This is a genomic window from Vibrio anguillarum (genome assembly GCF_001989995.2).
GTDB lineage: Bacteria > Pseudomonadota > Gammaproteobacteria > Enterobacterales > Vibrionaceae > Vibrio > Vibrio anguillarum.
Window position 1 is genome coordinate 14210 of sequence record NZ_JAHGUP010000028.1, and the last position, 24857, is coordinate 39066.

Sequence of the window (24857 nt, forward strand, 5' to 3'; positions counted from 1 at the left end):
TGCTCTCGTCCTATCCAAAGCAAGGGAATTTCCGTTTCATTACGCTGATTCTAGATAAAAAAGTAAAGGCCATAGATGTAAATAATATTAAATTCATAAAAGTGCGACATATGAACTTAGTAACTTAATGTTTCGTTACTTTTTTATCGATGAAAAACACCATCTAAGCTCTAAAAATTAGGTACCTAGTAACAAATGCGATCGCTTTGGTATAAAATGACCACTTTCTTCTGTTACTAAGATTAGGAACAATCGGCAATGGCTGAATACGTATATACCATGTCGCGGGTGAGTAAAATTGTCCCGCCTAAGCGTCAAATTCTCAAAGACATCTCTCTGAGCTTTTTCCCTGGAGCTAAAATCGGTGTTTTAGGTCTCAATGGTTCAGGTAAATCCACCCTGTTACGTATCATGGCTGGCATCGATACTGATATTGATGGGGAAGCACGCCCGCAAGCAGGATTGAAAGTCGGCTACTTGCCTCAAGAACCAGTACTGGATGAATCAAAAACCGTGCATGAAGTGGTGGAAGAGGCCGTTTCTGATGTGGCTGGCGCACTAACTCGCCTCGATGCTGTTTATGCGGCATATGCAGAACCCGACGCCGATTTTGATGCGTTAGCCAAAGAGCAAGGTGAGCTCGAGGCTCTGATTCAAGCTAAAGATGGCCATAATTTAGAGAACGCTTTAGAGCGTGCGGCCAATGCACTTCGTCTACCAGAATGGGATGCTAAAATCGCCGTTTTGTCTGGTGGTGAGCGCCGCCGTGTGGCGATCTGCCGTTTGCTACTTGAAAAACCAGACATGCTGCTGCTTGACGAACCAACCAACCACTTAGACGCGGAATCTGTTGCTTGGCTAGAGCACTTCCTTGTCGACTATTCAGGCACAGTCGTCGCCATCACCCACGACCGTTACTTCCTTGATAATGCTGCTGGTTGGATTTTAGAACTTGACCGCGGTGAAGGCATTCCTTGGCAAGGTAACTATACCTCGTGGCTCGAACAGAAAGATGAACGCTTAAAACAAGAATCATCTCAAGAAAGTGCTCGTCAAAAAACGATTGAAAAAGAGCTGGAATGGGTTCGTAAAAACCCGAAAGGCCGCCAAGCAAAATCCAAAGCACGTATGGCACGCTTTGAAGAACTTAATAATACTGAACATCAAAAACGTAATGAAACCAACGAACTCTTCATACCGCCGGGCGAACGTTTAGGTGACAAAGTATTGGAAGTTCGTAACTTAACCAAATCGTTTGGTGATCGCGTACTGATTGATAATTTATCATTTAGCATGCCGAAAGGAGCGATTGTCGGCATCATCGGTGCTAACGGTGCGGGTAAATCAACACTGTTTAAAATGCTAAGTGGCGTAGAGCAACCAGATTCTGGTGAAATTGAATTGGGTGCAACCGTGAAATTAGCCTCGGTTGATCAGTTCCGTGACAGCATGAACGACAAAAATACCGTCTTCCAAGAGATCTCTGAAGGGGCGGATATTATCAAGATCAACAATTTTGAAATTCCTGCGCGTGCTTACTGCTCTCGCTTTAACTTCAAAGGCGTCGATCAACAAAAAGTGCTTGGTCAACTATCGGGCGGTGAGCGCAACCGTGTTCACTTAGCCAAATTGCTTAAAGCTGGCGGTAACGTCCTATTACTCGACGAACCAACCAACGATCTGGATGTTGAAACGCTACGCGCATTGGAAGAGGCGCTGCTGGAATTCCCTGGTTGCGCCATGGTTATCTCGCACGACCGCTGGTTCCTAGACCGTATTGCGACCCACATTCTGGACTACCGTGATGAAGGTGAAGTGAAGTTCTATGAAGGCAACTACAGCGAATACACTGAGTGGTTAAAACAGACGTTGGGCGCTCAAGCGGCAGAACCACACCGCATTAAATACAAGCGTATGACCAAATAACTCTGTATTTGAAGTCTCTGGCCGCAATCTATTGCGGCCTTTTTGTTACTTGTACATCACGCATCACACAACAAGATGCAGGATTCGCGACACTGCCTTCAATTAGGTCTAAACTTAATGGATATAATTTTTCAATGATCGATACAGAGCCGAAGCTGGCACAGGTCAACGCTCAACAAGAGAGAGTACCATGATTGAAAGACGTCGCTTTTCACGCATCATCTATCAGATGCCTGCCACCTTATTGCAAGGTAAACATACCGTCACCACTACGATTCAAGATTTGTCGCTGCATGGGTTATTGCTCTCATGCCCTGACGCGGACAAATTAGTGCTCAATGAAATGGCACAAGTCCATTTCACACTGCCAGACAGCGATGTCACTATTAATCTGGTCGCCAAGTTGATCCACATTCAAAACAACATTATTCGTGTCAGCATCAATCACATTGATATTGAAAGTATTGGCCATTTGAAACGTTTAGTTGAATTGAACATGGGTGATGAAAGTTTGCTCCATCGCGAACTGGAATACTTGTCTGATTTAGGGAATGAACCGGAAGAATGAGCGGCGGCCGTATTCACAACAACCGCACTCGCCGTTCAGACAGCCTTAAACACGATGAATGGCATCGTTCGCTTGTTTTAACAGGTTTTGACTTTCAAGCATAAATTGTTGTGAATAACTGCCAAACCAATCACTCACTTTGCTAAAGTTTTCCACAAAAGCTTGCTTCTCACGCCCGTCAAGTAAGGTTAACGCCTCGCCAAAACAAGCATGAAAACGTTTTATCATCTCAACGTTCTCTTCCGATGAGAAAATGATATCGCCATACAAGTGAGGGTCTTGACCAAAAAGCCGTCCAACCATCGCCAGTTCTAAACGATAAATCGGTGAACTCAGCTGCAGTAATTTTTGGATATTCGGATTTTCTTTAGAAAGATGTAAACCGTATACAAACGAAGTGAAGTGACGCAGTGCTTGGATCAAGGTCATGCCGTGATCGTGTTCTGCGGCATCAATCTGGCACAAACTCGCTCCCCATATCGAAAACTGTTTTAGCAACCACTGATAACTCTCTTCTCCTCGCCCATCGCAATAGACGATCACTTGCTTGGCCATACTAGGGACATCTGGGCCAAACATTGGGTGTAATCCAACCACTGGGCCAGAGTGTGTTTTAAGCATCGCCTGTAGAGGCTTAGACTTAATCGATGTGAGGTCGCACAAAATACAATCGGCAGGCAAATGAGCAAGTTTTTCAATCACACCGACAGTTAAGTGAATAGGAACCGTCACTACAACCAAACCGGCATCATGCAGTATCTCATCGGCTTGATGCCAATCTTTACTGCCTAATACTTTCACCTGATAGCCCGACAGTTTGAACATACGGCCAAATAAGCCACCAAGTTGACCATGACCGCCAATAATCACCACAGAGCGCAGCTCTGGATTTAAGCACTTAAAGCCAGAATCCTTTTCACTGGCATAAGATTCACGCATAGTACGGCGCAAAATATCTTCAATCAGTTGTGGCGGGACGCCTTTTCTTTCCGCTTCAGCGCGGCGAGAAGCCAGCATCGCCGCTTCTCGATCAGGAGCATAAATCGGTAGACCATGTCGGCTCTTGACTTCCCCCACCTTTTCAACCAAAGCTAATCGGCGTGCAAGCAGCTCGACCATTTGTTTATCGACAGCATCAATTTGATCACGTAATTCGTTAAGTTCAACAGCCATGGCACTTCCCTTTATTCACCTTTTTTTAGGCGATTTTCTAAGAACGGAACGAGCTCTTGATGAGCATGTCGTAATAGTGCCTCAGTTGATGACCAATTAATACAGGCATCCGTAATCGATACACCGTATTCCATTTCGTTGCGAGGAAGGTCAGAAGATTGATTACCTTCATTGAGGTGACTTTCAATCATCAAACCAATAATAGACTGATTTCCTTCACGAATTTGATGAATCACATCTTCAGCGACTAACGGCTGACGACGGTAATCTTTACGTGAATTAGCATGGCTGCAGTCCACCATTAACGAGGCATCCAATTTATGTTTTGCCATCTCTTGCTCACACTCGGTGACCGACACTGAATCGTAGTTGGTTTGCTTACCGCCACGTAAAATGACATGTCCATTTGGGTTGCCTTGAGTGGTAAGTAAGGCCACTTGCCCTTCACTATTAATGCCCATAAAGCGGTGGCTGGATGATGCCGCCTGCATCGCATTGATTGCCGTTGCTAAATTGCCATCGGTGCCGTTTTTAAACCCAATCGGCATCGACAAACCACTGGCCATTTCCCGGTGTGTTTGGGATTCCGTAGTGCGTGCACCAATCGCCGCCCAACTGAATGTATCGGCTAAATATTGAGGGCTGATCGGATCAAGCGCTTCGGTCGCCAGAGGGATCTCCATCTCCGCTAGCTCAACTAACAATTGACGACCAACGTGTAAACCATGTTCGATATCAAAACTGCCATCAAGATGAGGATCGTTAATCAGCCCTTTCCAGCCAACCGTTGTACGCGGCTTTTCAAAGTAAACACGCATGACAATGTACAATTGATCACTCAACTGCTCTGAGAGTGATTTCAGGCGCTTTGCATACTCTTTGGCCGCATCAATATCATGAATAGAGCAAGGGCCGCACACCACCAGTAAACGGTGATCTTTTTTATGGATAATATTGGCAATTGTCTGACGAGAGTGTTGAATGAACTGGCGAGCTTGATGACTGAGCGGCAGCTTAGCTTTTAATTGTTCCGGAGTGATCAGCACTTGCTCATCACTGATATTAATGTTAATTAGTTCACTTTTTTGCATCTCATCACCTGTAATTTTTTGTTTACACAAAATCTTTTTGCATACCTAAACACCAATAAAAGACAAATTAACAGGCTTTAAAAACATTTCAAGTGTAAATTTAAAAAAACATCATGTGTAAAAATAAAATTACACGCATATTTATCTTATCTTAAAACGAAAAATATAAGCTGACGCGTATTTTATTCTCTCTATCTCACCTAAAATAGTGAGGATGAATCGTAAATCATACCCAAAAAGATTGGCGTTACAGTCGGGCCATCCGTACATAAATCCTAATGTATATAGAAAACTCTACGCTTAGGAAAATGAACAAAGCCAATACCACTGTAGCTTCAAGTGAAAAGGGGATCACCAAACCAACGGGTTTTTGACATGGATTTAATTCTTTCCTTACTGCAACAGATGTGTGTTTACCTCGTTCTCGCTTATATGTTGAGCAAAACACCCATTTTCTTGCCGCTGCTTAACATTTCCAGTCGAATTAGCCACAAAATCAGTACCTATGTTTTGTTTTCCCTCTTTTGCATCATGGGCACCTATTTTGGTTTGCAGATCAACGATGCGATTGCCAATACGCGGGCGATAGGTGCCGTCATGGGTGGGTTATTTGGTGGCCCCATTGTGGGCTTTGCGGTTGGATTTACTGGCGGTATGCATCGCTACACTTTAGGCGGTTTTACCGATGTGGCATGCGCCATTTCAACCACTGCAGAAGGGTTGATTGGTGGATTGCTCCACACCTATTTACTGAGAAAGGGCAAAGGGCGACTCCTGTTTAGCCCCAGCATTGTCTTTGCCGTAACACTGTTTGCTGAGATAGTGCAAATGTTGGTGATTTTGTTAGTCGCTAAACCATTTGTTGATGCGTACGCCTTAGTCTCGACCATCGCCGCGCCCATGATCATCGCTAACTCAGTCGGCGCAGCGCTATTCATGAGCATTTTACAAGACAGAAAAACCATTTTTGAAGAGTACTCCGCCACCTTTTCTCGTCGCGCACTGAATATTGCTGAGCGTTCAGTTGGCATTTTGGCCAACGGTTTTAATCCACACAATGCAGGTAAAGTCGCTCGAATTGTTTACGAAATGACCAATGTTGGCGCGGTATCCATCACCGATAGAGAAAAAATACTCGCGTTTATCGGTATCGGTGATGACCACCACAAACCCAATACGCCGATCTCATCACAAAGTACACTGGATGCGATCACCAAAAACCGCATTATTTACCTCGACGGAAAAGATTCCCCTTATCAATGCTCACTCTCTAAAAACTGCAAACTCGGTTCAGCGTTAATCATTCCACTTAGAGCAGGTGATCGCGTAATTGGAACCATAAAGCTGTACGAGCCGAAGCGTAAGCTTTTTTCAACCATTAACATGTCAATGGCGGAAGGGATTGCACAATTACTGTCGAGCCAAATTCTGTACGGCGAATACCAACAAAAGCAGATGCTGCTTTCTCGCGCCGAGATCAAACTGCTGCATGCTCAAGTCAACCCTCACTTTCTGTTTAATGCGCTCAATACCATTAGTGCCATCACCCGCCGTGATCCCGACAAAGCGCGAGAACTTATCCAGCATCTTTCGCACTTCTTTCGTAGTAACCTCAAACAAAATATTGAGACCGTAACTCTTAAAGAAGAGTTAGCACATGTCAAAGCTTACTTAACCATAGAGCAAGCGCGTTTTGCCGATCGCCTTGAAGTGGATATTGCCATCGATGATGCATTACTGCTTGAGCGCAATGTACCCAGTTTTACTCTACAGCCACTGGTAGAAAATGCGATAAAGCACGGCACCTCTAACTTGTTAGAAGGCGGGCGGGTACGAATCTACAGCCAAGTGCAAACGGAAGGATACAAAATTGTAGTGGAAGATAATGCGGGCAGTTACCAAGCTCCGAATGAAGATTACGATGGTTTAGGCATGCAAATTGTCAATAAACGCTTAACTAATAAATTTGGCGAACAAGCCGCACTAAAAACGGAAGTATTGGCTAATCAATACACACGAATGAGCTTTCTCATTCCTCATCAAGGATTTAACTAAGGGAATAACATGCTATCGGCACTGGTTATTGATGACGAACTGCTCGCTCGGGAAGAACTGACTGAGCTACTAGAAGAGACGGGCGATGTTGATGTGATTGGTCACGCCAGTAATGCGATCGAAGGGTTAAAAAAAATCAATCAGCTAAAGCCAGACGTGGTGTTTCTAGACATCCAAATGCCACAAGTTACTGGCATTGAGCTGCTAGGGATGCTTGACCCAGATACGATGCCCAATGTGGTGTTTGTCACCGCTTATGATCAGTATGCACTGCAAGCGTTTGAGGAAAATGCGTTTGATTATCTACTCAAGCCAGTTGACCCTGAGCGCTTAAAGAAAACGCTGCAACGTTTAGTTCGCCAAGGGCACAAAAAGCAGGATTTTTCGATTTTATCACCAGCAGGGTTAGATCAAGTTCCCTGCATTGGATTAAATAGAATTGTGATCATTGCCACCAAAGATGTCGAGTTTGCTTTGAGCGACATCAGTGGTGTTCATGTGCAAACCCATTTACAACGAGCCACCAGCCAATTAACGCTCAAAATTTTGGAAGAAAGAACGCCACTGGTTCGTTGTCACCGCCAGTATTTAATCAATACTAGGGCCATTAAAGAGATCAAATTATTGGACAATGGGCTGGCGGAAATCATCACCCTGAGTGATCACAAAGTGCCCGTCAGCCGACGTTATCTAAAAAATTTAAAAGAAGTTCTGGGTTTTCACTAACCGCAACGAATAGAAAATAACGGCGCTGAAGCTTTCACGCACAGCGCCATTTTTTTACTCACCAAGCAGTCGTTTCATCGCTTCTGAAGCTTGCTTCCACTGTTCAGTACTTTGCAGTTGAGGAAGATTAAAAGCACGACGTTTGAGTAGAGACTCAGCCGCTGGCACATCCAAAATCGGCAAATTATCCAATACTTCAATTTGAGCTGCGCGTTGATTGCACACTAAAATCATGTCACATCCAGCGGCTAGCGATTGATGCGCGCGCTCGGCAGGACCGCCCATGACAGATGCCCCTTCCATTGTTAAATCATCAGAAAAGACTAATCCTTTGAACCCTAACTGCTGGCGAAGTACTTGCTTCAACCAAAACGCAGAACCGCTGGCAGGTTGATCATCATAGTGAGGATAAATCACATGTGCAGGCATCATGGCATCGAGCACTCCAGCTTCAATCTGCGCTTTGAATATTGCCATGTCCTCTTCCATCACCGTGCTGCGCTCATCGTAGGGCGTCTCAAGATGCGAGTCAGCGATTACCCCACCGTGACCGGGAAAGTGTTTACCTGTTGTTGCCATGCCAGCCTCTTTCATGCCTTGCATATAGGCTGAACTGTGGCGAATGATGCTCTGTACATCATCGCCAAAAGCACGATTACCAATCGCTTTACACGCATGACCTTTATCCAATACAGGAGCAAAGCTGAGATCAATATCATGAGCAATCAACTCCGCCGCCATCAGCCAGCCACCTTGGCGAGCTAATGCTTCACCATTATTCTGCTTAGCATACTGCTGCGCGGCAGGGATCAGCGAAAACCCATCACGAAAACGCTGTACTCGCCCACCTTCTTGATCAACACCAATTAAAATCGGACGTTTTGCTGCGTGGCGAATCGCTTTATTAAGCGCAAGCAACTGCGCGTTATCGTGATAATTACGCGCAAAAAGAATGACCCCGCCGACAGTGGGATGCTCAAGAATCTCTTTGTCTTCAGCGCTCAATTCACAGCCTGCCACATCTAGCCACAACGGTCCCATGCTCACTCCAAAAATTTACTTAAACAGTTAATTTAACGAGGTTATTCGCTTTGAATTTCTATTACAATGATTTTGTTTTCGAGTTGAAGGAGAAGCGAATGAAGAGCATTGAACGCTACATTGGTGTGATGTCTGGCACCAGCATGGATGGTGTCGATACAGCGCTGGTCGAAATGGATGGCAACCAAATTCGTTTATTGGCTCACGCTGATTTCCCAATGCCAGAAGATCTCAAACAGCGTTTGCTGAATGTCTGTATTGGGCAATCAACCAATGTGCAAGAGATTGGCGAGTTAGACCACTTGCTCGGCCATCTGTTTGCTGATGCAGTCATCGCTTTACTAGCTCAATCAGGCTATCAAGCGTGCGATATTCGCGCGATTGGCTGCCATGGCCAAACGGTTTTTCATCAACCCAACGGCAATACGCCTTTTACGATGCAACTCGGTGATGCCAATATTATCAGCAGCAAAACTGGCATCGACACGGTGGCTGATTTTCGTCGCAAAGATATGGCGCTCGGCGGCCAAGGAGCTCCATTAGTCCCTGCATTTCACGACACCATTTTCAAATCAACCGATTCGAGCGTTGTAGTACTCAATATTGGCGGCATCGCTAATATTTCGGTACTGCGGCCGCAGCAAAAAGTATTAGGCTACGATACGGGCCCGGGCAATATGTTGATGGATGCGTGGTGCTTTGAACAGACAGGCCATAAATTTGATGATAATGGCTCATGGGCGAGATCGGGAAAGGTGTTTCAGCCACTACTCGAACGTCTCAATCAAGAGCCGTACCTTGCGTTGAATGCACCGAAAAGTACGGGCCGCGAGCTGTTTAATCTCCCTTGGCTTCAGCAGATATTGGCTGAGTTTTTGTTAGCAGCAGAAGATGTTCAACGTACACTCTGTGAATACACGGCACTCACCATCGCCACGCAAGTCGCTCACTATCAATGTGGGCCTGCGCCGGAATTGCTGCTGTGTGGCGGCGGCGCCCGTAACCCGCTATTGGTAGAACGTCTGCAGGCCCATTTAGCACACTGGCGCATCATGCCCACCAGCGATAAAGGGGTGGATAGTGACTACATGGAAGCGATGGCTTTTGCTTGGCTTGCTCAACGTCGTCTGCATAATTTACCCAGCAATCTACCAGAAGTAACCGGAGCAAGCGCTCTCGCTTCGTTGGGTGTGGTCTATTTTGCTCATTAATAAGTAAGGAATGGTATGACTAATGACGCGCTGCTCTCTGCGCTTTCTCACCTTATTTCCGAAGGTCGCAATCCTGACACAATGGATATTGACCTACTATCAGCACAAGAAATTGTAGAACGGCTCAATCAACAAGATAAACACGTTCCGCTGGCCGTCGAAAAAGTCCTTCCGGAGATCGCCTTAGCCGTGGATCGAATTACCTATGCATTCAAACATGGTGGTCGATTAATCTATATCGGTGCAGGAACCAGTGGTCGATTAGGCGTTCTTGATGCATCAGAGTGCCCTCCAACATTTGGGGTTAGCGATCAGATGGTGATTGGTTTGATTGCCGGTGGGAAAGAGGCCATGTTCAGTGCTAAAGAAGGGGCGGAAGATTGCGCAGAACTCGGCATTCAAGATCTCAAAAGTATTCATTTTACGGATCAAGATGTGGTTGTTGGCATTGCCGCTAGTGGGCGCACACCTTATGTCATCGGTGCCTTGGAGTATGCTAATGATTTGGGCGCGACAACCATTGCCCTATCATGTAACCCGGATTCCCCGATTGCAGAATTGGCTCAAATAGCCATTAGCCCTGTCGTTGGGCCAGAAGCTCTGACCGGTTCAACGCGCTTAAAATCCGGTACAGCGCAGAAGCTGGTACTCAACATGCTCACCACCGCTAGCATGATCCGTCTTGGTAAGAGTTACCAAAATTTAATGGTCGATGTTAAGGCCACTAACCGAAAGCTCATCGCCAGAGCGGTGCGAATTGTGATGCAAGCAACCGACTGTGAACGCGCTGAGGCTGAATACTTATTAGCCCAAAGCAACAACAATGTAAAAGTAGCGATATTGATGCACTTGACGGGGTTAAGTTATGCAGAAGCTATGGATAAATTGACTGAGTCTGATGGTTTTCTTCGCCGGGCAATGGAAAGCGAATAAGAGAGCCGCTAGCGGCTCTCAATCAAAAAATCAGTTAGAAAACTCATTCCAACCCCGTTGCCATTCCATGCGAAAGCGCTGTGCTTGCTCGGTTCCTTCGCACGCACCTTCATAATAGAGTCCTGACAATCCAATTTGATAGGCGAAATTGGGGTTACAATACTCGCCAAGCCCTTTAACGTATCCCGCTTCGTAATCCGCTTGTTGCACCGAACCCAGCTCAGAAAGCTTTTTATAGCTGCGCTGAGTATGACCTGTGACTCCATCTTGATAACCAATTTGTTGCCAATCTCCGTTTTGTGCTAATTGCGCATCAGAGGCCGCACACCCAACCATCAATATAGCAGCGCACAATACACTTAATTTTTTCATTGTTGTCCTTAAGTTCTTATTTTCATTCAATTAGCCTAGCAGATTGCTTGTAAGATGCCACTCATTGCCTCCCAGCAGTAAAGCATTATTGATCCAGATGATGAGACGAGCCCTAAACCACTTATTGTGTGAAATAGCCACTTAACTGGCTATAGTGCCGCTCACTGGAAAAGCAGATGTTTCTCGTCACAGAGCCCTTTATTATCCACAGTGAGCTTAATTCATTCATAAAGGACAATTGCTATGATGTGGTTTCTTACCTGTGTCGCAGCCCTACTGGCCGGATACTTTATCTACGGCGCTTTTGTAGAAAAAGTATTTGGTATTAACGAGAACCGTAAAACACCGGCCCACACCATGAGTGATGGCGTGGACTATGTTCCTATGTCGACCAAAAAAGTCTACTTGGTACAATTGCTTAATATTGCTGGCGTAGGCCCAATTTTCGGCCCAATCATGGGCGCACTCTATGGTCCTGCAGCAATGTTGTGGATTGTCGTCGGCTGTATTTTTGCAGGTGCGGTACATGACTACTTTTCAGGCATGTTGTCAGTACGCAATGGCGGCGCTTCAGTGCCCACCATTACAGGCCGTTACCTAGGCAATGGCGCCAAACATTTTATGAACATTTTTGCCATTGTACTGTTACTGCTCGTGGGGGTTGTTTTCGTTTCAGCGCCGGCAGGAATGATCACCAATTTGATTAACGAGCAAACGAGTCTAACGGTGAGCATGACCTCAATGGTGGTGATCATTTTCGCTTACTACATTCTCGCCACCATCGTTCCTGTCGATAAAATCATCGGCCGTTTCTACCCACTGTTCGGCGCATTGTTGATCTTTATGTCGGTTGGCTTAATGACCGCGATTGCCCTTTCCAGTGAACACACTGTGATGGGCGGTTTTGAAATGAGCGACATGTTCAGCAACATGAACCCGAACGACCTACCACTTTGGCCAGCGCTCTTTATCACGATTGCTTGCGGTGCTATCTCTGGTTTCCATGCAACTCAGTCGCCATTGATGGCTCGCTGTATGGAAAATGAAAAAAATGGCCGCTTCGTGTTTTACGGTGCCATGATTGGTGAAGGCATTATCGCACTTATCTGGTGTGCGATTGCACTCTCTTTCTTTGGCTCATTGGAAGGATTATCAGAAGCGGTGAAAAACGGCGGCCCGGGTAACGTTGTGTACAGCGCATCCTTTGGCTTATTGGGCGTATTTGGCGGCATCATCGCCTTCTTGGGTGTGGTTATCCTACCGATCACCTCAGGCGACACTGCATTTCGCTCTAGCCGTTTGATCTTGGCTGAATATTTCAATATGGAACAAAAAACGCTGCGTAATCGCTTGTTCATGGCACTGCCGCTGTTTGTTTTGGGTGCCATTCTCACTCAAGTGGATTTCAGTATTATTTGGCGCTACTTCGGTTTTGCCAACCAAACCACAGCAGTAATGATGCTTTGGACCGCTTCCGCCTATTTACTACGCCATAACAAACTGCATTGGATTGCGACTATCCCCGCGATGTTTATGACCACGGTTTGTGCCACCTTCATTCTTAATAACAGTGCATTAGGCTTTGGCTTACCGATGCAAGCATCAACCATTGCCGGTATTTTGTTCTCACTGTCCGTAACCATATATGTAATTAGAATCTCCAAAGGTAAAGGCGACATCGAACTTACCGATGAAGAAAAACCGAAAGCAGTCACAGAAACTGCATAGTGTGAATGACGCTTCGCTTGCGTTATAGAAAAGGGCTTCCATTTGGAAGCCCTTCTTCTTTTATTGGTACGTCTAATTCAAATACTTTTTATTGACTAGTCGATTTGCTTGATTTGCAGCTCTTTGGGCACTTCAAAAAACATGTTCTCTTCTCGTCCAAGCACTTCTTCAACCGATTGAGCACCAAGCTCTTTAATTCGATCTAGGATCTGATTCACTAATGCTTCGGGTGCCGATGCGCCGGCCGTGACGCCAACGGTTTTCTTGCCATCAAACCACGTTGGATCAATATCTTCAGGGCAATCAATCAAGTAACCCGGCGTTCCGAGCTTTTCCGCCAATTCTTTTAAACGCGTAGAGTTTGATGAGTTTTTCGAGCCCACCACCACCACCAAATCAACATCCAATGCAAGTTGACGCACCGCATCTTGGCGGTTTTGTGTCGCGTAACAGATATCATCTTTACGTGGTCCCTGAATATCCGGAAACACTTCACGCAATTTATCAATCACATCGGCTGTTTCATCCACCGACAAGGTGGTTTGGCTAACATAATGTAAATTAGTCGGATCTTTAACGATAGCTTTTAGCGATTCAACATCTTCCGGTTTTTCAACCAAGTACATGCCGCCTTTTTTACTGGCGTATTGGCCCATGGTTCCTTCCACTTCAGGATGACCTGCATGGCCAATCAGCACTACTTCCATACTGCGGCGACTGGCTCGAGCCACTTCCATATGCACTTTAGTCACCAAAGGGCAAGTGGCATCAAACACGGTTAATGCACGCGCTTTCGCTTCAAGTCTCACCGCTTGCGAAACGCCATGAGCAGAAAAGATCACAATATTGTCATCAGGTACTTCGTGTAAGTCCTCAACAAAAATGGCCCCGCGCTGCTTCAGCCCTTCCACCACAAAGCGGTTATGCACCACTTCATGTCGTACATAAATCGGAGGCTGATACAGCTCAAGTGCGCGTTCAACGATGCTGATCGCACGATCAACACCGGCGCAAAAACCACGAGGGTTGGCTAACAATATTTTCATTTCATTGCTCATTGAATAGGGTTATCGCAAGTTGCCAATTATTCTACAGACAAAATTTCAACATCAAAAATGACATCTTGTCCTGCAAGTGGGTGGTTAAAATCAACCGTCACCGAATCGCCCGCAATAGCGGTGATAATACCAGGAATTTCTAAGCCATCGCGGCCACTAAACGCCATAATCGTGCCAACTTCCACCTCAGTATTACCGGCAAATTTGGCGCGATCCATATGGTGGATGTTATCTGGGTTAGACAACCCAAACGCGTCTTCGGCTTTTAACTCAATGGTTTTGGATTCTCCGGCACTCAGACCGATTAAGCACAACTCAAAATTGTCGCTTAGACTGCCATCACCAATAACCAATTTAGCTGGTTTGCCCATATTATGAGTGCTATCCGCAATAGAGCCATCTTTTAATTTAATGGTGAAGTGTAGGGTTAACGCACTGTTTGCTTTTATCGTCGTCACGTGATTTCTCTTTATTTATTTTAGTGTGGAGACAAGGCATCCATAACGACATAAAAATGCCCGTTTTTAGTACGCCTATCGCCACCGTATTTTTAGAGATGAAGAGTAAACAAAAAGCGCCACCTGAATCAACAGACAGCGCTTAGGGTTATTCAACTATTTTAGCCATTATGAGTGCGCATCGTCTTTTTTACGAAAGCCATCAAGGATAATCATTGCTGCACCAAGGCAAATGGCACTGTCAGCCAAGTTAAACGCTGGCCAGTGATAATTGCCCCAGTAGAAATCAAGATAATCAACCACAAAACCGTGCACGATACGATCAAACACGTTGCCGATTGCGCCACCAATAATCATGGCATAAGCGATATTATGCCACTTCTCTTGCGCAGGCAGCTTACTCATCCAGTAAGTGAGGAGCCCCGTCACCGCAAAGGCAATAGCGGTAAACAACCAACGTTGCCAACCCGCTTGATCGCCTAAAAAGCTAAATGCCGCACCATAGTTATGTACATAAAGTAGGTTAAAAAAAGGCATTACTTCGATGCGATTTGCCCAACCATACCCCATGTTATCCATGACCATCAGCTTTATACCGACATCAAGGGTAAAGACCAGAAGCGCTAGCCATAGCCAGCGAACTCCTGATTGTTTCCAAGTAAGCGTCTGCTCTGCCATATTGAATCCCAATATTATTAAGCGAACTTACGAACTTCGCCTTCACCATCCACGTTCGACACACAACGGCCACAAATAGTTTCATGACCAGTGATAGTGCCAACGTCAGGAGTATGATGCCAACAGCGATCGCACTTCTCTGCTTCGGTTGCGCTCACCAACACAAACAAACCTGCAGTTTCCGTTGCTTGTGCCGCATCGCTTTTCTCAGCCAGAGGCTTCACTATCGCTTTTGATGTCAGCAGTACAAAACGCAGTTCATCTTCAAGCTTGTTTAACTGAGCCACTAAAGCGTCATCAGCAAACAGCACCACTTCAGCTTGTAATGAGCCACCAATGATTTTTTCACTGCGAGCAGTTTCAAGCAACTTGTTCACCGAGCTACGAACTTTTTGCATCTCTGCCCAAAATTCATTGTTCAACTCTTCGCCTTCAGTTAACCCAAACAGACCTTCAAACCACTCACCCGTGAAGACAAATTTTTCACGCGGCTCGCCATTAGCTTGCATCGCTGGCATTTCGTTCCAAATTTCATCAGCCGTAAATGACATGATCGGTGCCATCCAACGAACCAAAGCCTCAACGATGTAATACAGCGCCGTTTGACAGCTACGCTGTGCATGTGCACCTTGTTTAGCGGTGTATTGGCGATCTTTAATCACATCAAGGTAGAACGAACCCATTTCAATTGAGCAGAAGTGCATCAAACGTTGGATCACGCCATGCGTATTATACTCTTCATATGCTTTGACAATTTCTTGTTGCGCCGCAAAGGCACGACCTACGGCCCAGCGATCCAGCGACACCATCTCGTCAGCTGCAACCATATCCGTTGCTGGGTTAAACCCATTGAGGTTGGCTAAGAAGAAACGTGCTGTATTACGGATACGGCGATAAGCATCCGCCGAACGTTTTAGAATTTCGTCAGAAACCGCCACTTCACCAGTGTAATCAGTCGATGCAATCCATAGACGCAGGATGTCTGCACCCAGTTTATTGGTGACATCTTTTGGCGCAACCACGTTGCCGATTGATTTTGACATCTTGCGGCCATGACCATCGACCACAAAGCCATGCGTCAATACTTGTTTGTAAGGCGCAGCACCTTTCATTGCTACCGATGAAATCAATGAAGATTGGAACCAACCACGATGCTGATCTGAACCTTCAAGGTACAGATCTGCACCGTGGCCATTGAACTCTTCACGCTTATCAACAACGGCGTAGTGAGTCACACCAGAGTCGAACCACACATCCAGTGTATCGAGTACTTTTTCGTAATGCTTGGCATCTTCCTCGCCCAAGATCTCAGCAGTGTCGGCATCCCACCACGCTTGAATCCCTTTTTGTTCTACCAATTGCGCCACTGTTTCAATCAGCGCAGGGCTATTAGGATGAAGTTCTGCCGTCTCTTTATGCACAAATAGCGCAATCGGTACACCCCAAGTACGCTGACGAGAAATACACCATTCAGGACGACCTTCAATCATTGCTTCGATGCGGCTTTGACCCCATTCCGGCATCCATTGTACGCCTTTGATCGATTCTAGAGCTTGGGCGCGCAGACCGGCTTGTTCCATAGAGACAAACCATTGTGGTGTTGCACGGAAAATGATTGGGGTTTTATGACGCCAGCAATGAGGATAACTATGCTCGTAGGCATGGTGGTGCAACAAAGCACCTTTTTCTTTCAGTACTTCAAGTACAGAGTCATTCGCTTTAAACACATGTTGACCAGCAAATAGCTCGGTGTCTGCTAGATATACGCCGTTTGAACCGACAGGGTTGGCTACTTCAAGACCGTATTGCTGACCGACCACGAAGTCTTCTTGACCATGACCAGGAGCAGTATGAACGACACCAGTACCCGATTCAGTAGTTACGTGCTCACCCAAAATCGCAGGTACAGTAAATGCGTAAAATGGATGATTAAAAGACATTAGTTCTAGGTCTGCACCTCGGCAAAAACCAAGATTGTGGTAATGACTGATACCAGCACGATCCATGACACTTTTTGCAAGTTCTGACGCAACGATAATGCGTTCAGCAGGGCGTTCACCGTCTGCTTCAATTTGCAGCAAAACATATTCAAGATCATCACGTAAGCAGACTGCGCGGTTAGCTGGCAAGGTCCAAGGTGTGGTTGTCCAAATTACAATCGACACTTGACCGTGGCCGGCGTGATCAGCCGCGAGCGTGAACTTTTCAAGCAGCGCCGCTTCATCGGCTGCTTTGAATCGTACGTCAATCGAAGGTGACACTTTATCTTTGTATTCAACTTCCGCTTCAGCCAGTGCTGAACCACAATCAGTACACCAGTGAACGGGTTTGAAACCTTTCAGCAGGTGGCCTTTATCGGCAATTTTACCCAATGCGCGAATAATGTTCGCTTCGGTGGCGAAATCCATGGTGCGATAAGGTTTATCCCACTCACCCATGATGCCCAAACGCTTAAAGCTCTCTTTCTGGCCTTCCACTTGACCTGCTGCATATTCACGGCATTTTTCACGAAACTCAGCCGCGGTCACTTTCTGGCCCGGTTTGCCGACTTTTTTCTCTACCATCAATTCGATAGGTAGGCCGTGACAGTCCCAACCTGGGATGTAAGGCGCGTCAAAACCAGATAAGGTTTTCGATTTGATAATAATGTCTTTAAGAATCTTATTCAGTGCGTGACCAATATGAATATCACCGTTGGCATAAGGAGGGCCATCGTGCAATACGAAAGATTTTTTGCCTTTTTTGGCTTTACGGATTTCGCCGTAAAGATCTTCTTGATACCAACGCTTTAACATTTCTGGCTCACGTTTAGCCAGATCGCCACGCATTGGAAACCCTGTTTCAGGTAGGTTCAGGGTATCTTTATAATCACTCATCGATTCTTAATTCCGTTATATTGGGCGACGTTAGACATGATATTAATCGGTGGAATAATCCGACTAATTCTTTAGCTGATGCAACCACACCCTTGCCGCATCAGCATCCAATTCAATTTGTTGCTTTAACGCTCCAAAAGATTCAAATTTCTTTTCATCTCGAAGCTTATGTAAAAGTGCCACTTCTAGCTGTTTGCCATATAAATTGGCATAAAAGTCAAACAAGTGTACTTCAAGTTGTTGGCGAACCCCGTTGACTGTTGGCCTATTACCAATATTGGCAATTCCTCCGATAGGCGAGTTATCAAGGCCATAGACATTGACGACGTAAACACCAGAGACCGGTGAAACACAGCGCTTAAGCGGAATGTTCGCTGTAGGAAAACCAATGGTTCGCCCTAACTTTTGACCATGCGACACTCGACCACTGATACCGTAATCACGACCGAGCATCTGCTTAGCTAACACTAAGTCATCGCTTGCTAAAGCGTTACGAATAGCAGTACTACTCACTCTTTGTTGTTGCAAGCAAAAACTGTGGGTACTTACCACCTCAAAACCGAACTGTTGCCCAGCTTGCTGCAGCATACTGAAATTACCTTGGCGATTTTTACCAAAACAAAAATCATCACCAATCACCAGAAACTTAACACCCAACTGAGCGACCAACAAGTCACGAATAAAAGCTTCTGCCGTTAAATTAGCAAAGTGCTGGTTAAAATTCACACATAACAATCTGTCAACCGACTGCTTGTTCAATTGCACAAATTTATCACGTAATCGAGTTAATCGAGCTGGTGCATTGTGCTTGGCAAATAATTCTAATGGCTGTGGTTCAAACGTCATGACCACCGAAGGTAAACCCAATAATTGCGCTTTCTTGGATACTTGCTTCAAAACTTGCTGATGTCCTAAATGAACACCATCAAAGTTTCCGATGGTTAATACACAGCCATGATGCTGTGGCTTGATATTGTGAATGCCGCGAATCAATTCCATTAGAAAATGCTTAAAACCTATAGTTCTCAATTAGCAAGGTGCGAAACCGACGGATTATATACTAATCACCATTAATCTGTCGCCGCTTTTAAGTCTTTTAAACGCACGCCAAGCACGGCTAGGCAAAGCAAATAACTGACCGCACCGATACTGATCAGCATCACCAATGATGTAGCCCTCTGTGTCAGGCTCCACTCTAGCCACGTTGACATTTCTTCCAATTGCCAAACAATGACCACAACCATCGCACTGCTGGCCACCATTAAGCGAATAATAAAACCAATAGTTTTACGGGTGATCTGATACACCCCTTGCACATGTAACCCTCTGTAAAGCAGTGCCATGTTGATAAAAGCAGATAATGACGTAGCTAACGCCAAACCAACATAACTTAAATGCCACGCTAAAAGCGCATTGAAGACCATATTAGAGATCATGGCGATAATGCCATAACGAACTGGCGTTTTGGTGTCTTGCCGAGAGTAGTACCCTGGTGCAAGCACTTTGATCAGCATAAAACTGATCAAGCCCAAACCAAATGCATAGAGTGACAACGCCGTTTGATTGACATCATTCGGGGTAAACTCACCTCGCATAAATAGCACCATAAGCATCGGTTTTGCCAACACAATCAGGCCTAACATCGCAGGAAAACCGAGCAGACAAACCATACGAATACCCCAATCCATGGTTTGCGAAAATCCTTCGCTGTGGGCATCAACATGTTTACGGGATAATGCAGGCAAAATAACGGTAGCGATCGCAATACCAAATAAGCCTAACGGAAATTCTAGCAAACGGTCTGAATAGTAAAGCCAGCTGATGGAGCCCGTTTGTAAGAAGCTGGCAATGAAGGTGTCCAGCAATAAGTTAATTTGACTGACCGATACCCCAAAAAGAGCGGGCAACATCAAAGTGCGAATTTTCACAACCCCCGGTTCATTCCAGCCCCATTGAGGCCAAACCAATAAACCTGCTTTGAGCAAAAATGGAATTTGGAATAAAAACTGGACCAATCCCCCAAGAAGGACACCAATCGCCAAGCCAATTTCCGGTTGCTGTAAGTGCGGCGACAAAAACCAAGCGCAACCGATGATCATCACATTCAAAAAGACAGGGGTAAAAGAAGAGACGGCAAATTTGCCTAAGGTATTGAGAATCGCTCCTGATAAAGCAACAAAAGTGATGAACCATAAGTAAGGAAAAGTGATTTTTAATAATAAACTCGCAAGCTCAAACTTATGCGCATCAGGACCATCATTAAGCCAATCTAAAAACCATCCGGCCCCAAACAGTGCCGTCACGGCACCAGAACATAAGATGCCAACGACCGTTACTAAGGTCACAATCACTCCGAGTGTGCCTGATGCTTTGGCGATGAGCTCACGTGTTTTATTGAGGTCTCCAGATGAATGATATTCGGTCAATACCGGTACAAACGCTTGAGAAAAAGCCCCTTCGGCAAATAGCCGACGTAAAAAGTTAGGAATTTTATTAGCAAAGAAAAAAACATCGGCACTCGCACCTGCCCCCATCAAATTCGCAACAACTACGTCACGAACTAGGCCCAACACACGAGAAATCAACGTCATAGCACTGACAATCAAGCCAGATTTGAGTAGGCGTTTGCTCACTATTACCTCGAAAAACAAGCCAAAACGTCATTATCCACAGCAACACATAAGGAATGTCAGTGCGAGATCAGATAAGTATTAGCATTGGAAAAAAAATACTGTTAGAATCCCCGCATCTTAACCGCGATGACCTTCCTATACCAAAATTTGTTTGGCCTAGAACGGTTTTTGCACAAATCATTTGACAATTGAGAGCAAATAAGGGATATTCCCCGCCCTTAAATTGTCACCGAACTAAGTTTTTGGGAGTTAGACCCTTGGCAAATAGTAAATCTGCTAAGAAGCGCGCTATCCAAGCTGAGAAACGTCGTCAGCATAATGCTAGCCGTCGTTCTATGATGCGCACTTACATGAAGAAAACCATCGCAGCTATCGCAGCTGGCGATAAAGAAGCTGCAACTGCTGCATTTGCTGCAGTTACACCAATCCTTGACCGTATGTCGACTAAAGGTCTTGTTCACAAGAACAAAGCTGCTCGCCATAAGTCTCGTTTCGCTGCAGCAATCAAAGCTCTATAATTTAGACTTGGTTCCAAGCGAAAATAAAAACCGGCCAAGGCCGGTTTTTTTATATCTGCAGCGTCGAGTAAAGTATTTACTCTAATTTCAATATAAAAAAATCCGAACTATGTTACTGAAACATAATTTCGGATTTTGTGTTTTTCAAAACACTAGCGGCAGTATAAACCGTGTAACAACTCAATCATCGCCTTGATCTCATGGCTGCTGAGTGTGTAGTAAACCGTTTGAGCTTCTTTTCTCGTATCCACTAACCCATCTCTTCTTAACCAAGCAAGATGCTGCGAAAGTGCCGATTGACTTAATTCTAATTTCCCACATAGCTCACCAACCGACAGTTCTTGATTGTGTAATAAACACAATATTTGTAGGCGTCTTTCGTTAGCCATAGCCTTTAACAACACCACTGCTTTAGCGGAATTTTTTTCCATTTCTTGTAGGTTCATGAATAAGCTCCCTTGGAACAACTTCTTACATCAAACACATCACAAGTTTGCATCTTCCTTAACCCAACAGGTTATGAGTTTATAAGTAAGGTTAGTACCTTTTCTACGTAGTTTAATTGTTATACCGTTTATGACGGCAACCATTCAATAGAGCGTCAATAACGGCATCAGAAGGCGTATGACCAGTTTAGATTAGTATTACTTGGCAAGCGATAATTAATAATATTGCTAGATAATGAGATAGTAATCTATTTATCGTTAGTAGTGAAAGCATCATACAAACAAATTATTAAAATCTGCATCGCAAACATTTTTCACTGCTGGGTGTTGGATCATCCTCTCAGCAAAAATGACGTAGTACTCTTCTTTTAAATCATCAATCTGACCGATAAGTTGCAAAGGAAGATCATCACCAACTTCAGTCACATAGATTGAGGGAGCTAAAAAAATTGCATCATGATGATAACGCGCAAAAGCTTTCATCAATGCCGCATCATCAAACTCCCCCAGAATATTCGGCTTCAGGCCTTGACGGTCAAACCATTGCAATAGATTACGCCCCATCGCGGTTCGGCTTCCCGGTATCAACAACTTTCTCTGCTCTAAAATGGCGGGAAAAGAGACATTTTCAACCTTGCCTGAACAAAAAAAACTCATGTGACTCTCACCCAGTTTTTTACTGAACAGGCCCGGGCTTTGGCTGGAATCGACGGGATAATCAGAGAGAATCATATCCAATTTATGTTGTGAAAGTTGCTCTAACAACATTTCATGGGTCGATTCAAAACAACGCAAGTGGATACTGCTATCGGCCGGGACCGTCGTCATCAGTATTTTACTGACAAGCCGTTTAGAGAGGGCATCAGCCACTCCTACATCAAACAGCAGGTTAGAGCGCTGACTATAATTGACAATATCGAGCATCTCATAACTTAAGCCGAACATCCGGTCAGCATATTTAAAAACCAGTTGTCCAAGTTCTGTCGGTTCAATGCTACGGCCATTACGCTTAGTAAGCTTACCATCCATGCGCTCTTCAAAAGCCTTAATTTGCCCAGTGACGGTTTGCGGAGTCAAGAAGAGTGCTTCTGCAGCTTTAGTGACCGATCCCTGCTTGCATACCATCCAGAAGTAGTAAAGATGATTGTAGTTGAGGTGAAACATGATAAGGACACTCAATTTTATCTGGTCGTTGTTTATAACAAACCCAAGCCAAATGAGCAATTAACTCGGAAAAACCGAACTTAAGAACGTTAGCTAATCTTAATACCGAGCAGTTAGAGTTCAAAAATGACAACTTCGTCATAAAATATCTAAAACTAGCGTCCATCGCTCTCCTCCTCCACGTTGTTAACGTCGCATAACATCATGAAAATTCAATAAATAAAGAATTAAAAGTCACCGTGAAACTTGTTTTTATCAGAGTTATCAATGAGAAACCCACTGTCATATAAATGAAATAATTATTCTCTACTATCTCGCTCAGATTCAACAACAGACCGAACAACACTCAAAAGGTCAATGGAGAAAAGAAAATGAACCAAGCGACAACTACTGCTGCACCCATTGCGAGTACCACTCGTTGGCTGCGTTGGGCGAACTTGGCATTCATGCTCTACCTACTGCTACTTGCAGTGGCGATGGTAGGTAGTGGATTTAAATGGGCAACAGGTGATCAAGCTAAGGTACTGTTTGAGTTTGCCTCACACCCAATAGCGGGGTTGATGATAGGGTTAGTCGCCACAGCATTGATTCAATCTTCAAGCACCGTAACCTCTATCATTGTCGGTCTTGTGGCTGGCGGATTACCTGTTGAAATGGCGATCCCAATGGTCATGGGTGCCAATATTGGCACCACAGTAACCAACACGCTTGTTAGCCTTGGACACGTTCGTTGCCAAGTCGAATTTAAACGCGCTTTTGCAAGTGCAACAATTCACGACTTCTTTAATCTTTTGGCGGTACTGATTTTCCTACCGTTAGAGATGATGTTTGGTATTTTAGAGAAAATTTCTCATTGGCTTGTGTCACCGCTGCTTTCTACTGGTGATATGAGCATGAAAGGACTCGATTTTATCAAACCTATCACGAGCCCAATTATCACGGCACTAAAAGGCCAACTGATCACTTTTGGTGAAGTTGTAGGTGGCGTGATGTTGATTGTTCTTGGTATTGCGACCATTTTTGTGGCTATCACTGTCATGGGTAAGCTCATGAAGAGTTTGATGGTGGGTCGTGCGAAAGAGATACTCAAGGATGCCATTGGGCGCGGACCGCTGCACGGTATCCTTTCAGGTTCAATCGTCACTGTATTGGTTCAATCTTCTTCAACTACCACCAGTTTAATGGTTCCGCTGGTCGGCACTGGTGTATTGAAAGTACGCGATGTTTACCCATTCACTTTAGGGGCTAATATTGGCACTTGCATTACCGCCCTACTCGCGGCAACGGCCGTTTCTGGTGAGTTTGCGGTATTTGCCTTGCAAATTGCTTTAGTCCACTTAACCTTTAATGTATTAGCCACTGTGTTGATCTATGGTGTGCCGTTTTTACGTGAACTGCCAATTAAAGGCGCAGAAATGATTGCTGAGATGGCAACAAAGAATAAAGCGGTCGTTGCGGGTTATTTACTATCGGTCTTTATCATTATGCCTGGCGGTATACTGGCACTAACGGCTTAAGTAACGAACAAACCACACGACAGATCAAAAAAATCCCCGAGCAACGCTTCGGGGATTTTTTACAACTAGAAAACAGTACTTTTTAATAATGCGAGAGAGCAACTAAACCGAAAACGGGTACTGGATGGCATCATGGCATTGGTAGCCTTCAATCCAGAAATCATCCAAGGTAACCCAAGTTTCAAGATCTTCTAGCGTTTTAATTTTCGGGTTAATATGAAACTTCGCCATAGGGAGCGGTTCACGCTTAAGTTGTACATCTTTCATCAACGCCAGTTGGTCTTCATAGATATGCGCATTGACGATCTTATGGTAGGCCACGCCCGCTTTTTTGCCGGTAATTTGCGCCATAATTGCGAGGAACACGTAGACCTGAACCATATTAAAATTCAAGCCAATGAATTTTAAACCCCCAAAATATTGCACAATTAGTAGATATAAGTCGCGGTTTATTGAGCTTATCAACTATGCATTTTATACCTTGCACAATTACTATGGCCAGGTACCTTTTTCTCAATGCGCTCATTATGGTCGATTTCTTTTCAATTGCTAACATCATCTTTCGAAAGCTGATTGAGTAGAAAGCATTGGCTATCCGATGAAACACGTTTGGACAACAACGTGTTATATGCCTCAATAAAATAGCATTTGGCGGATTACCTTAGGGGCTCTTCTCCGCTTTAAT

At 44.9% G+C, this 24857-nt stretch carries 21 protein-coding genes and 1 pseudogene; 9 read left to right on the forward strand and 13 right to left on the reverse strand.

Features of this window, described 5'->3' with window-relative positions; genetic code table 11:
- The first annotated feature begins 258 nt into the window (after positions 1-258).
- Together ettA and PL85_RS08415 are read left to right on the forward strand one after the other, a co-directional pair.
- The gene (gene ettA / locus PL85_RS08410; RefSeq protein ID WP_115339559.1) at positions 259-1926 is read left to right on the forward strand and encodes an energy-dependent translational throttle protein EttA; all 1668 of its coding nucleotides are present in this window, start codon (positions 259-261) and stop codon (positions 1924-1926) included.
- 190 nt (positions 1927-2116) lie between these two features.
- Positions 2117-2494 (forward strand): PilZ domain-containing protein, encoded by a 378-nt coding sequence (locus PL85_RS08415; RefSeq protein ID WP_115339558.1) that lies wholly within the window; start codon positions 2117-2119, stop codon positions 2492-2494.
- A gap of 45 nt (positions 2495-2539) precedes the next feature.
- On the opposite strand, the gene tyrA is transcribed toward PL85_RS08415, so the two are convergent.
- Positions 2540-3667: a bifunctional chorismate mutase/prephenate dehydrogenase gene (gene tyrA / locus PL85_RS08420; RefSeq protein WP_017043283.1), complete on the reverse strand. Its 1128-nt coding sequence runs from the start codon at positions 3665-3667 to the stop codon at positions 2540-2542.
- Positions 3668-3678: 11 nt separating this feature from the next.
- Positions 3679-4758, reverse strand: a complete 1080-nt coding sequence (locus PL85_RS08425; protein ID WP_115339557.1) for a 3-deoxy-7-phosphoheptulonate synthase — start codon at positions 4756-4758, stop codon at positions 3679-3681.
- A gap of 375 nt (positions 4759-5133) precedes the next feature.
- Between PL85_RS08425 and PL85_RS08430 the strand changes: the two genes are divergently transcribed.
- The gene (locus PL85_RS08430; RefSeq protein WP_088720932.1) at positions 5134-6813 is read left to right on the forward strand and encodes a sensor histidine kinase; all 1680 of its coding nucleotides are present in this window, start codon (positions 5134-5136) and stop codon (positions 6811-6813) included.
- A 9-nt stretch (positions 6814-6822) separates the two neighbouring features.
- On the forward strand, positions 6823-7539 hold the full coding sequence (gene btsR, locus PL85_RS08435) for a two-component system response regulator BtsR (RefSeq protein ID WP_017046291.1): 717 nt from the start codon (positions 6823-6825) through the stop codon (positions 7537-7539).
- A 54-nt stretch (positions 7540-7593) separates the two neighbouring features.
- Here the strand turns inward: btsR and nagZ are convergent, their stop codons facing one another.
- Entirely contained in the window at positions 7594-8580 is a 987-nt protein-coding gene (nagZ, locus tag PL85_RS08440; RefSeq protein WP_038220500.1) for a beta-N-acetylhexosaminidase, read from the reverse strand.
- Between the two features lie 98 nt (positions 8581-8678).
- Here nagZ and PL85_RS08445 point away from each other — a divergent pair, with 98 nt between their 5' ends.
- Both PL85_RS08445 and murQ read left to right on the forward strand, forming a co-directional pair.
- Positions 8679-9791, forward strand: a complete 1113-nt coding sequence (locus PL85_RS08445; RefSeq protein WP_174223820.1) for an anhydro-N-acetylmuramic acid kinase — start codon at positions 8679-8681, stop codon at positions 9789-9791.
- Between the two features lie 15 nt (positions 9792-9806).
- Positions 9807-10724, forward strand: a complete 918-nt coding sequence (murQ, locus tag PL85_RS08450) for an N-acetylmuramic acid 6-phosphate etherase (protein ID WP_094146815.1) — start codon at positions 9807-9809, stop codon at positions 10722-10724.
- Positions 10725-10754: 30 nt separating this feature from the next.
- On the opposite strand, the gene PL85_RS08455 is transcribed toward murQ, so the two are convergent.
- Positions 10755-11096 (reverse strand): DUF2799 domain-containing protein, encoded by a 342-nt coding sequence (locus PL85_RS08455; protein WP_115339555.1) that lies wholly within the window; start codon positions 11094-11096, stop codon positions 10755-10757.
- A gap of 243 nt (positions 11097-11339) precedes the next feature.
- Here PL85_RS08455 and PL85_RS08460 point away from each other — a divergent pair, with 243 nt between their 5' ends.
- Positions 11340-12824: a carbon starvation CstA family protein gene (locus PL85_RS08460; RefSeq protein WP_115339554.1), complete on the forward strand. Its 1485-nt coding sequence runs from the start codon at positions 11340-11342 to the stop codon at positions 12822-12824.
- A gap of 95 nt (positions 12825-12919) precedes the next feature.
- On the opposite strand, the gene ispH is transcribed toward PL85_RS08460, so the two are convergent.
- The 6 genes from ispH to murJ form a co-directional block, all read right to left on the reverse strand.
- Complete coding sequence (gene ispH, locus PL85_RS08465) at positions 12920-13882, reverse strand: 4-hydroxy-3-methylbut-2-enyl diphosphate reductase (RefSeq protein WP_013857553.1); 963 nt, start codon at positions 13880-13882, stop codon at positions 12920-12922.
- Between the two features lie 26 nt (positions 13883-13908).
- A complete protein-coding gene (gene fkpB, locus PL85_RS08470) occupies positions 13909-14340 on the reverse strand; it encodes an FKBP-type peptidyl-prolyl cis-trans isomerase (protein ID WP_115339553.1) in 432 nt (143 codons plus the stop codon).
- A 168-nt stretch (positions 14341-14508) separates the two neighbouring features.
- The gene (gene lspA, locus PL85_RS08475; RefSeq protein ID WP_026028078.1) at positions 14509-15018 is read right to left on the reverse strand and encodes a signal peptidase II; all 510 of its coding nucleotides are present in this window, start codon (positions 15016-15018) and stop codon (positions 14509-14511) included.
- A 17-nt stretch (positions 15019-15035) separates the two neighbouring features.
- Entirely contained in the window at positions 15036-17894 is a 2859-nt protein-coding gene (ileS, locus tag PL85_RS08480; RefSeq protein WP_115339552.1) for an isoleucine--tRNA ligase, read from the reverse strand.
- Between the two features lie 63 nt (positions 17895-17957).
- Positions 17958-18893 (reverse strand): bifunctional riboflavin kinase/FAD synthetase, encoded by a 936-nt coding sequence (gene ribF, locus PL85_RS08485; RefSeq protein ID WP_115339551.1) that lies wholly within the window; start codon positions 18891-18893, stop codon positions 17958-17960.
- 71 nt (positions 18894-18964) lie between these two features.
- Positions 18965-20527: a murein biosynthesis integral membrane protein MurJ gene (gene murJ, locus PL85_RS08490; RefSeq protein ID WP_064624495.1), complete on the reverse strand. Its 1563-nt coding sequence runs from the start codon at positions 20525-20527 to the stop codon at positions 18965-18967.
- A 257-nt stretch (positions 20528-20784) separates the two neighbouring features.
- Between murJ and rpsT the strand changes: the two genes are divergently transcribed.
- On the forward strand, positions 20785-21045 hold the full coding sequence (gene rpsT, locus PL85_RS08495; protein WP_026027444.1) for a 30S ribosomal protein S20: 261 nt from the start codon (positions 20785-20787) through the stop codon (positions 21043-21045).
- Positions 21046-21197: 152 nt separating this feature from the next.
- Here the strand turns inward: rpsT and PL85_RS08500 are convergent, their stop codons facing one another.
- A complete protein-coding gene (locus PL85_RS08500; protein ID WP_026028082.1) occupies positions 21198-21491 on the reverse strand; it encodes an ArsR/SmtB family transcription factor in 294 nt (97 codons plus the stop codon).
- Positions 21492-21764: 273 nt separating this feature from the next.
- Entirely contained in the window at positions 21765-22655 is an 891-nt protein-coding gene (gene nhaR / locus PL85_RS08505) for a transcriptional activator NhaR (RefSeq protein WP_026027442.1), read from the reverse strand.
- Between the two features lie 371 nt (positions 22656-23026).
- On the opposite strand from nhaR, the gene PL85_RS08510 reads away from it, so the two are divergent.
- Positions 23027-24172 (forward strand): Na/Pi symporter, encoded by a 1146-nt coding sequence (locus tag PL85_RS08510; protein WP_017047902.1) that lies wholly within the window; start codon positions 23027-23029, stop codon positions 24170-24172.
- A 102-nt stretch (positions 24173-24274) separates the two neighbouring features.
- Here PL85_RS08510 and PL85_RS08515 read toward each other — a convergent pair.
- A pseudogene (locus PL85_RS08515) lies at positions 24275-24571 on the reverse strand (thymidylate synthase); the annotation flags it as partial.
- Positions 24572-24857: the final 286 nt, after the last annotated feature.

Excerpts from the sequence above, each read along its gene's own strand:
- ettA (WP_115339559.1), top strand. The coding sequence starts at position 259 with ATGGCTGAATACGTATATACCATGTCGCGGGTGAGTAAAATTGTCCCG.
- PL85_RS08415 (WP_115339558.1), top strand. The coding sequence starts at position 2,117 with ATGATTGAAAGACGTCGCTTTTCACGCATCATCTATCAGATGCCTGCC.
- tyrA (WP_017043283.1), bottom strand. The coding sequence starts at position 3,667 with ATGGCTGTTGAACTTAACGAATTACGTGATCAAATTGATGCTGTCGAT.
- PL85_RS08425 (WP_115339557.1), bottom strand. The coding sequence starts at position 4,758 with ATGCAAAAAAGTGAACTAATTAACATTAATATCAGTGATGAGCAAGTG.
- PL85_RS08430 (WP_088720932.1), top strand. The coding sequence starts at position 5,134 with ATGGATTTAATTCTTTCCTTACTGCAACAGATGTGTGTTTACCTCGTT.
- btsR (WP_017046291.1), top strand. The coding sequence starts at position 6,823 with ATGCTATCGGCACTGGTTATTGATGACGAACTGCTCGCTCGGGAAGAA.
- nagZ (WP_038220500.1), bottom strand. The coding sequence starts at position 8,580 with ATGGGACCGTTGTGGCTAGATGTGGCAGGCTGTGAATTGAGCGCTGAA.
- PL85_RS08445 (WP_174223820.1), top strand. The coding sequence starts at position 8,679 with ATGAAGAGCATTGAACGCTACATTGGTGTGATGTCTGGCACCAGCATG.
- murQ (WP_094146815.1), top strand. The coding sequence starts at position 9,807 with ATGACTAATGACGCGCTGCTCTCTGCGCTTTCTCACCTTATTTCCGAA.
- PL85_RS08455 (WP_115339555.1), bottom strand. The coding sequence starts at position 11,096 with ATGAAAAAATTAAGTGTATTGTGCGCTGCTATATTGATGGTTGGGTGT.
- PL85_RS08460 (WP_115339554.1), top strand. The coding sequence starts at position 11,340 with ATGATGTGGTTTCTTACCTGTGTCGCAGCCCTACTGGCCGGATACTTT.
- ispH (WP_013857553.1), bottom strand. The coding sequence starts at position 13,882 with ATGAGCAATGAAATGAAAATATTGTTAGCCAACCCTCGTGGTTTTTGC.
- lspA (WP_026028078.1), bottom strand. The coding sequence starts at position 15,018 with ATGGCAGAGCAGACGCTTACTTGGAAACAATCAGGAGTTCGCTGGCTA.
- ileS (WP_115339552.1), bottom strand. The coding sequence starts at position 17,894 with ATGAGTGATTATAAAGATACCCTGAACCTACCTGAAACAGGGTTTCCA.
- ribF (WP_115339551.1), bottom strand. The coding sequence starts at position 18,893 with ATGGAATTGATTCGCGGCATTCACAATATCAAGCCACAGCATCATGGC.
- PL85_RS08500 (WP_026028082.1), bottom strand. The coding sequence starts at position 21,491 with ATGAACCTACAAGAAATGGAAAAAAATTCCGCTAAAGCAGTGGTGTTG.
- nhaR (WP_026027442.1), bottom strand. The coding sequence starts at position 22,655 with ATGTTTCACCTCAACTACAATCATCTTTACTACTTCTGGATGGTATGC.
- PL85_RS08510 (WP_017047902.1), top strand. The coding sequence starts at position 23,027 with ATGAACCAAGCGACAACTACTGCTGCACCCATTGCGAGTACCACTCGT.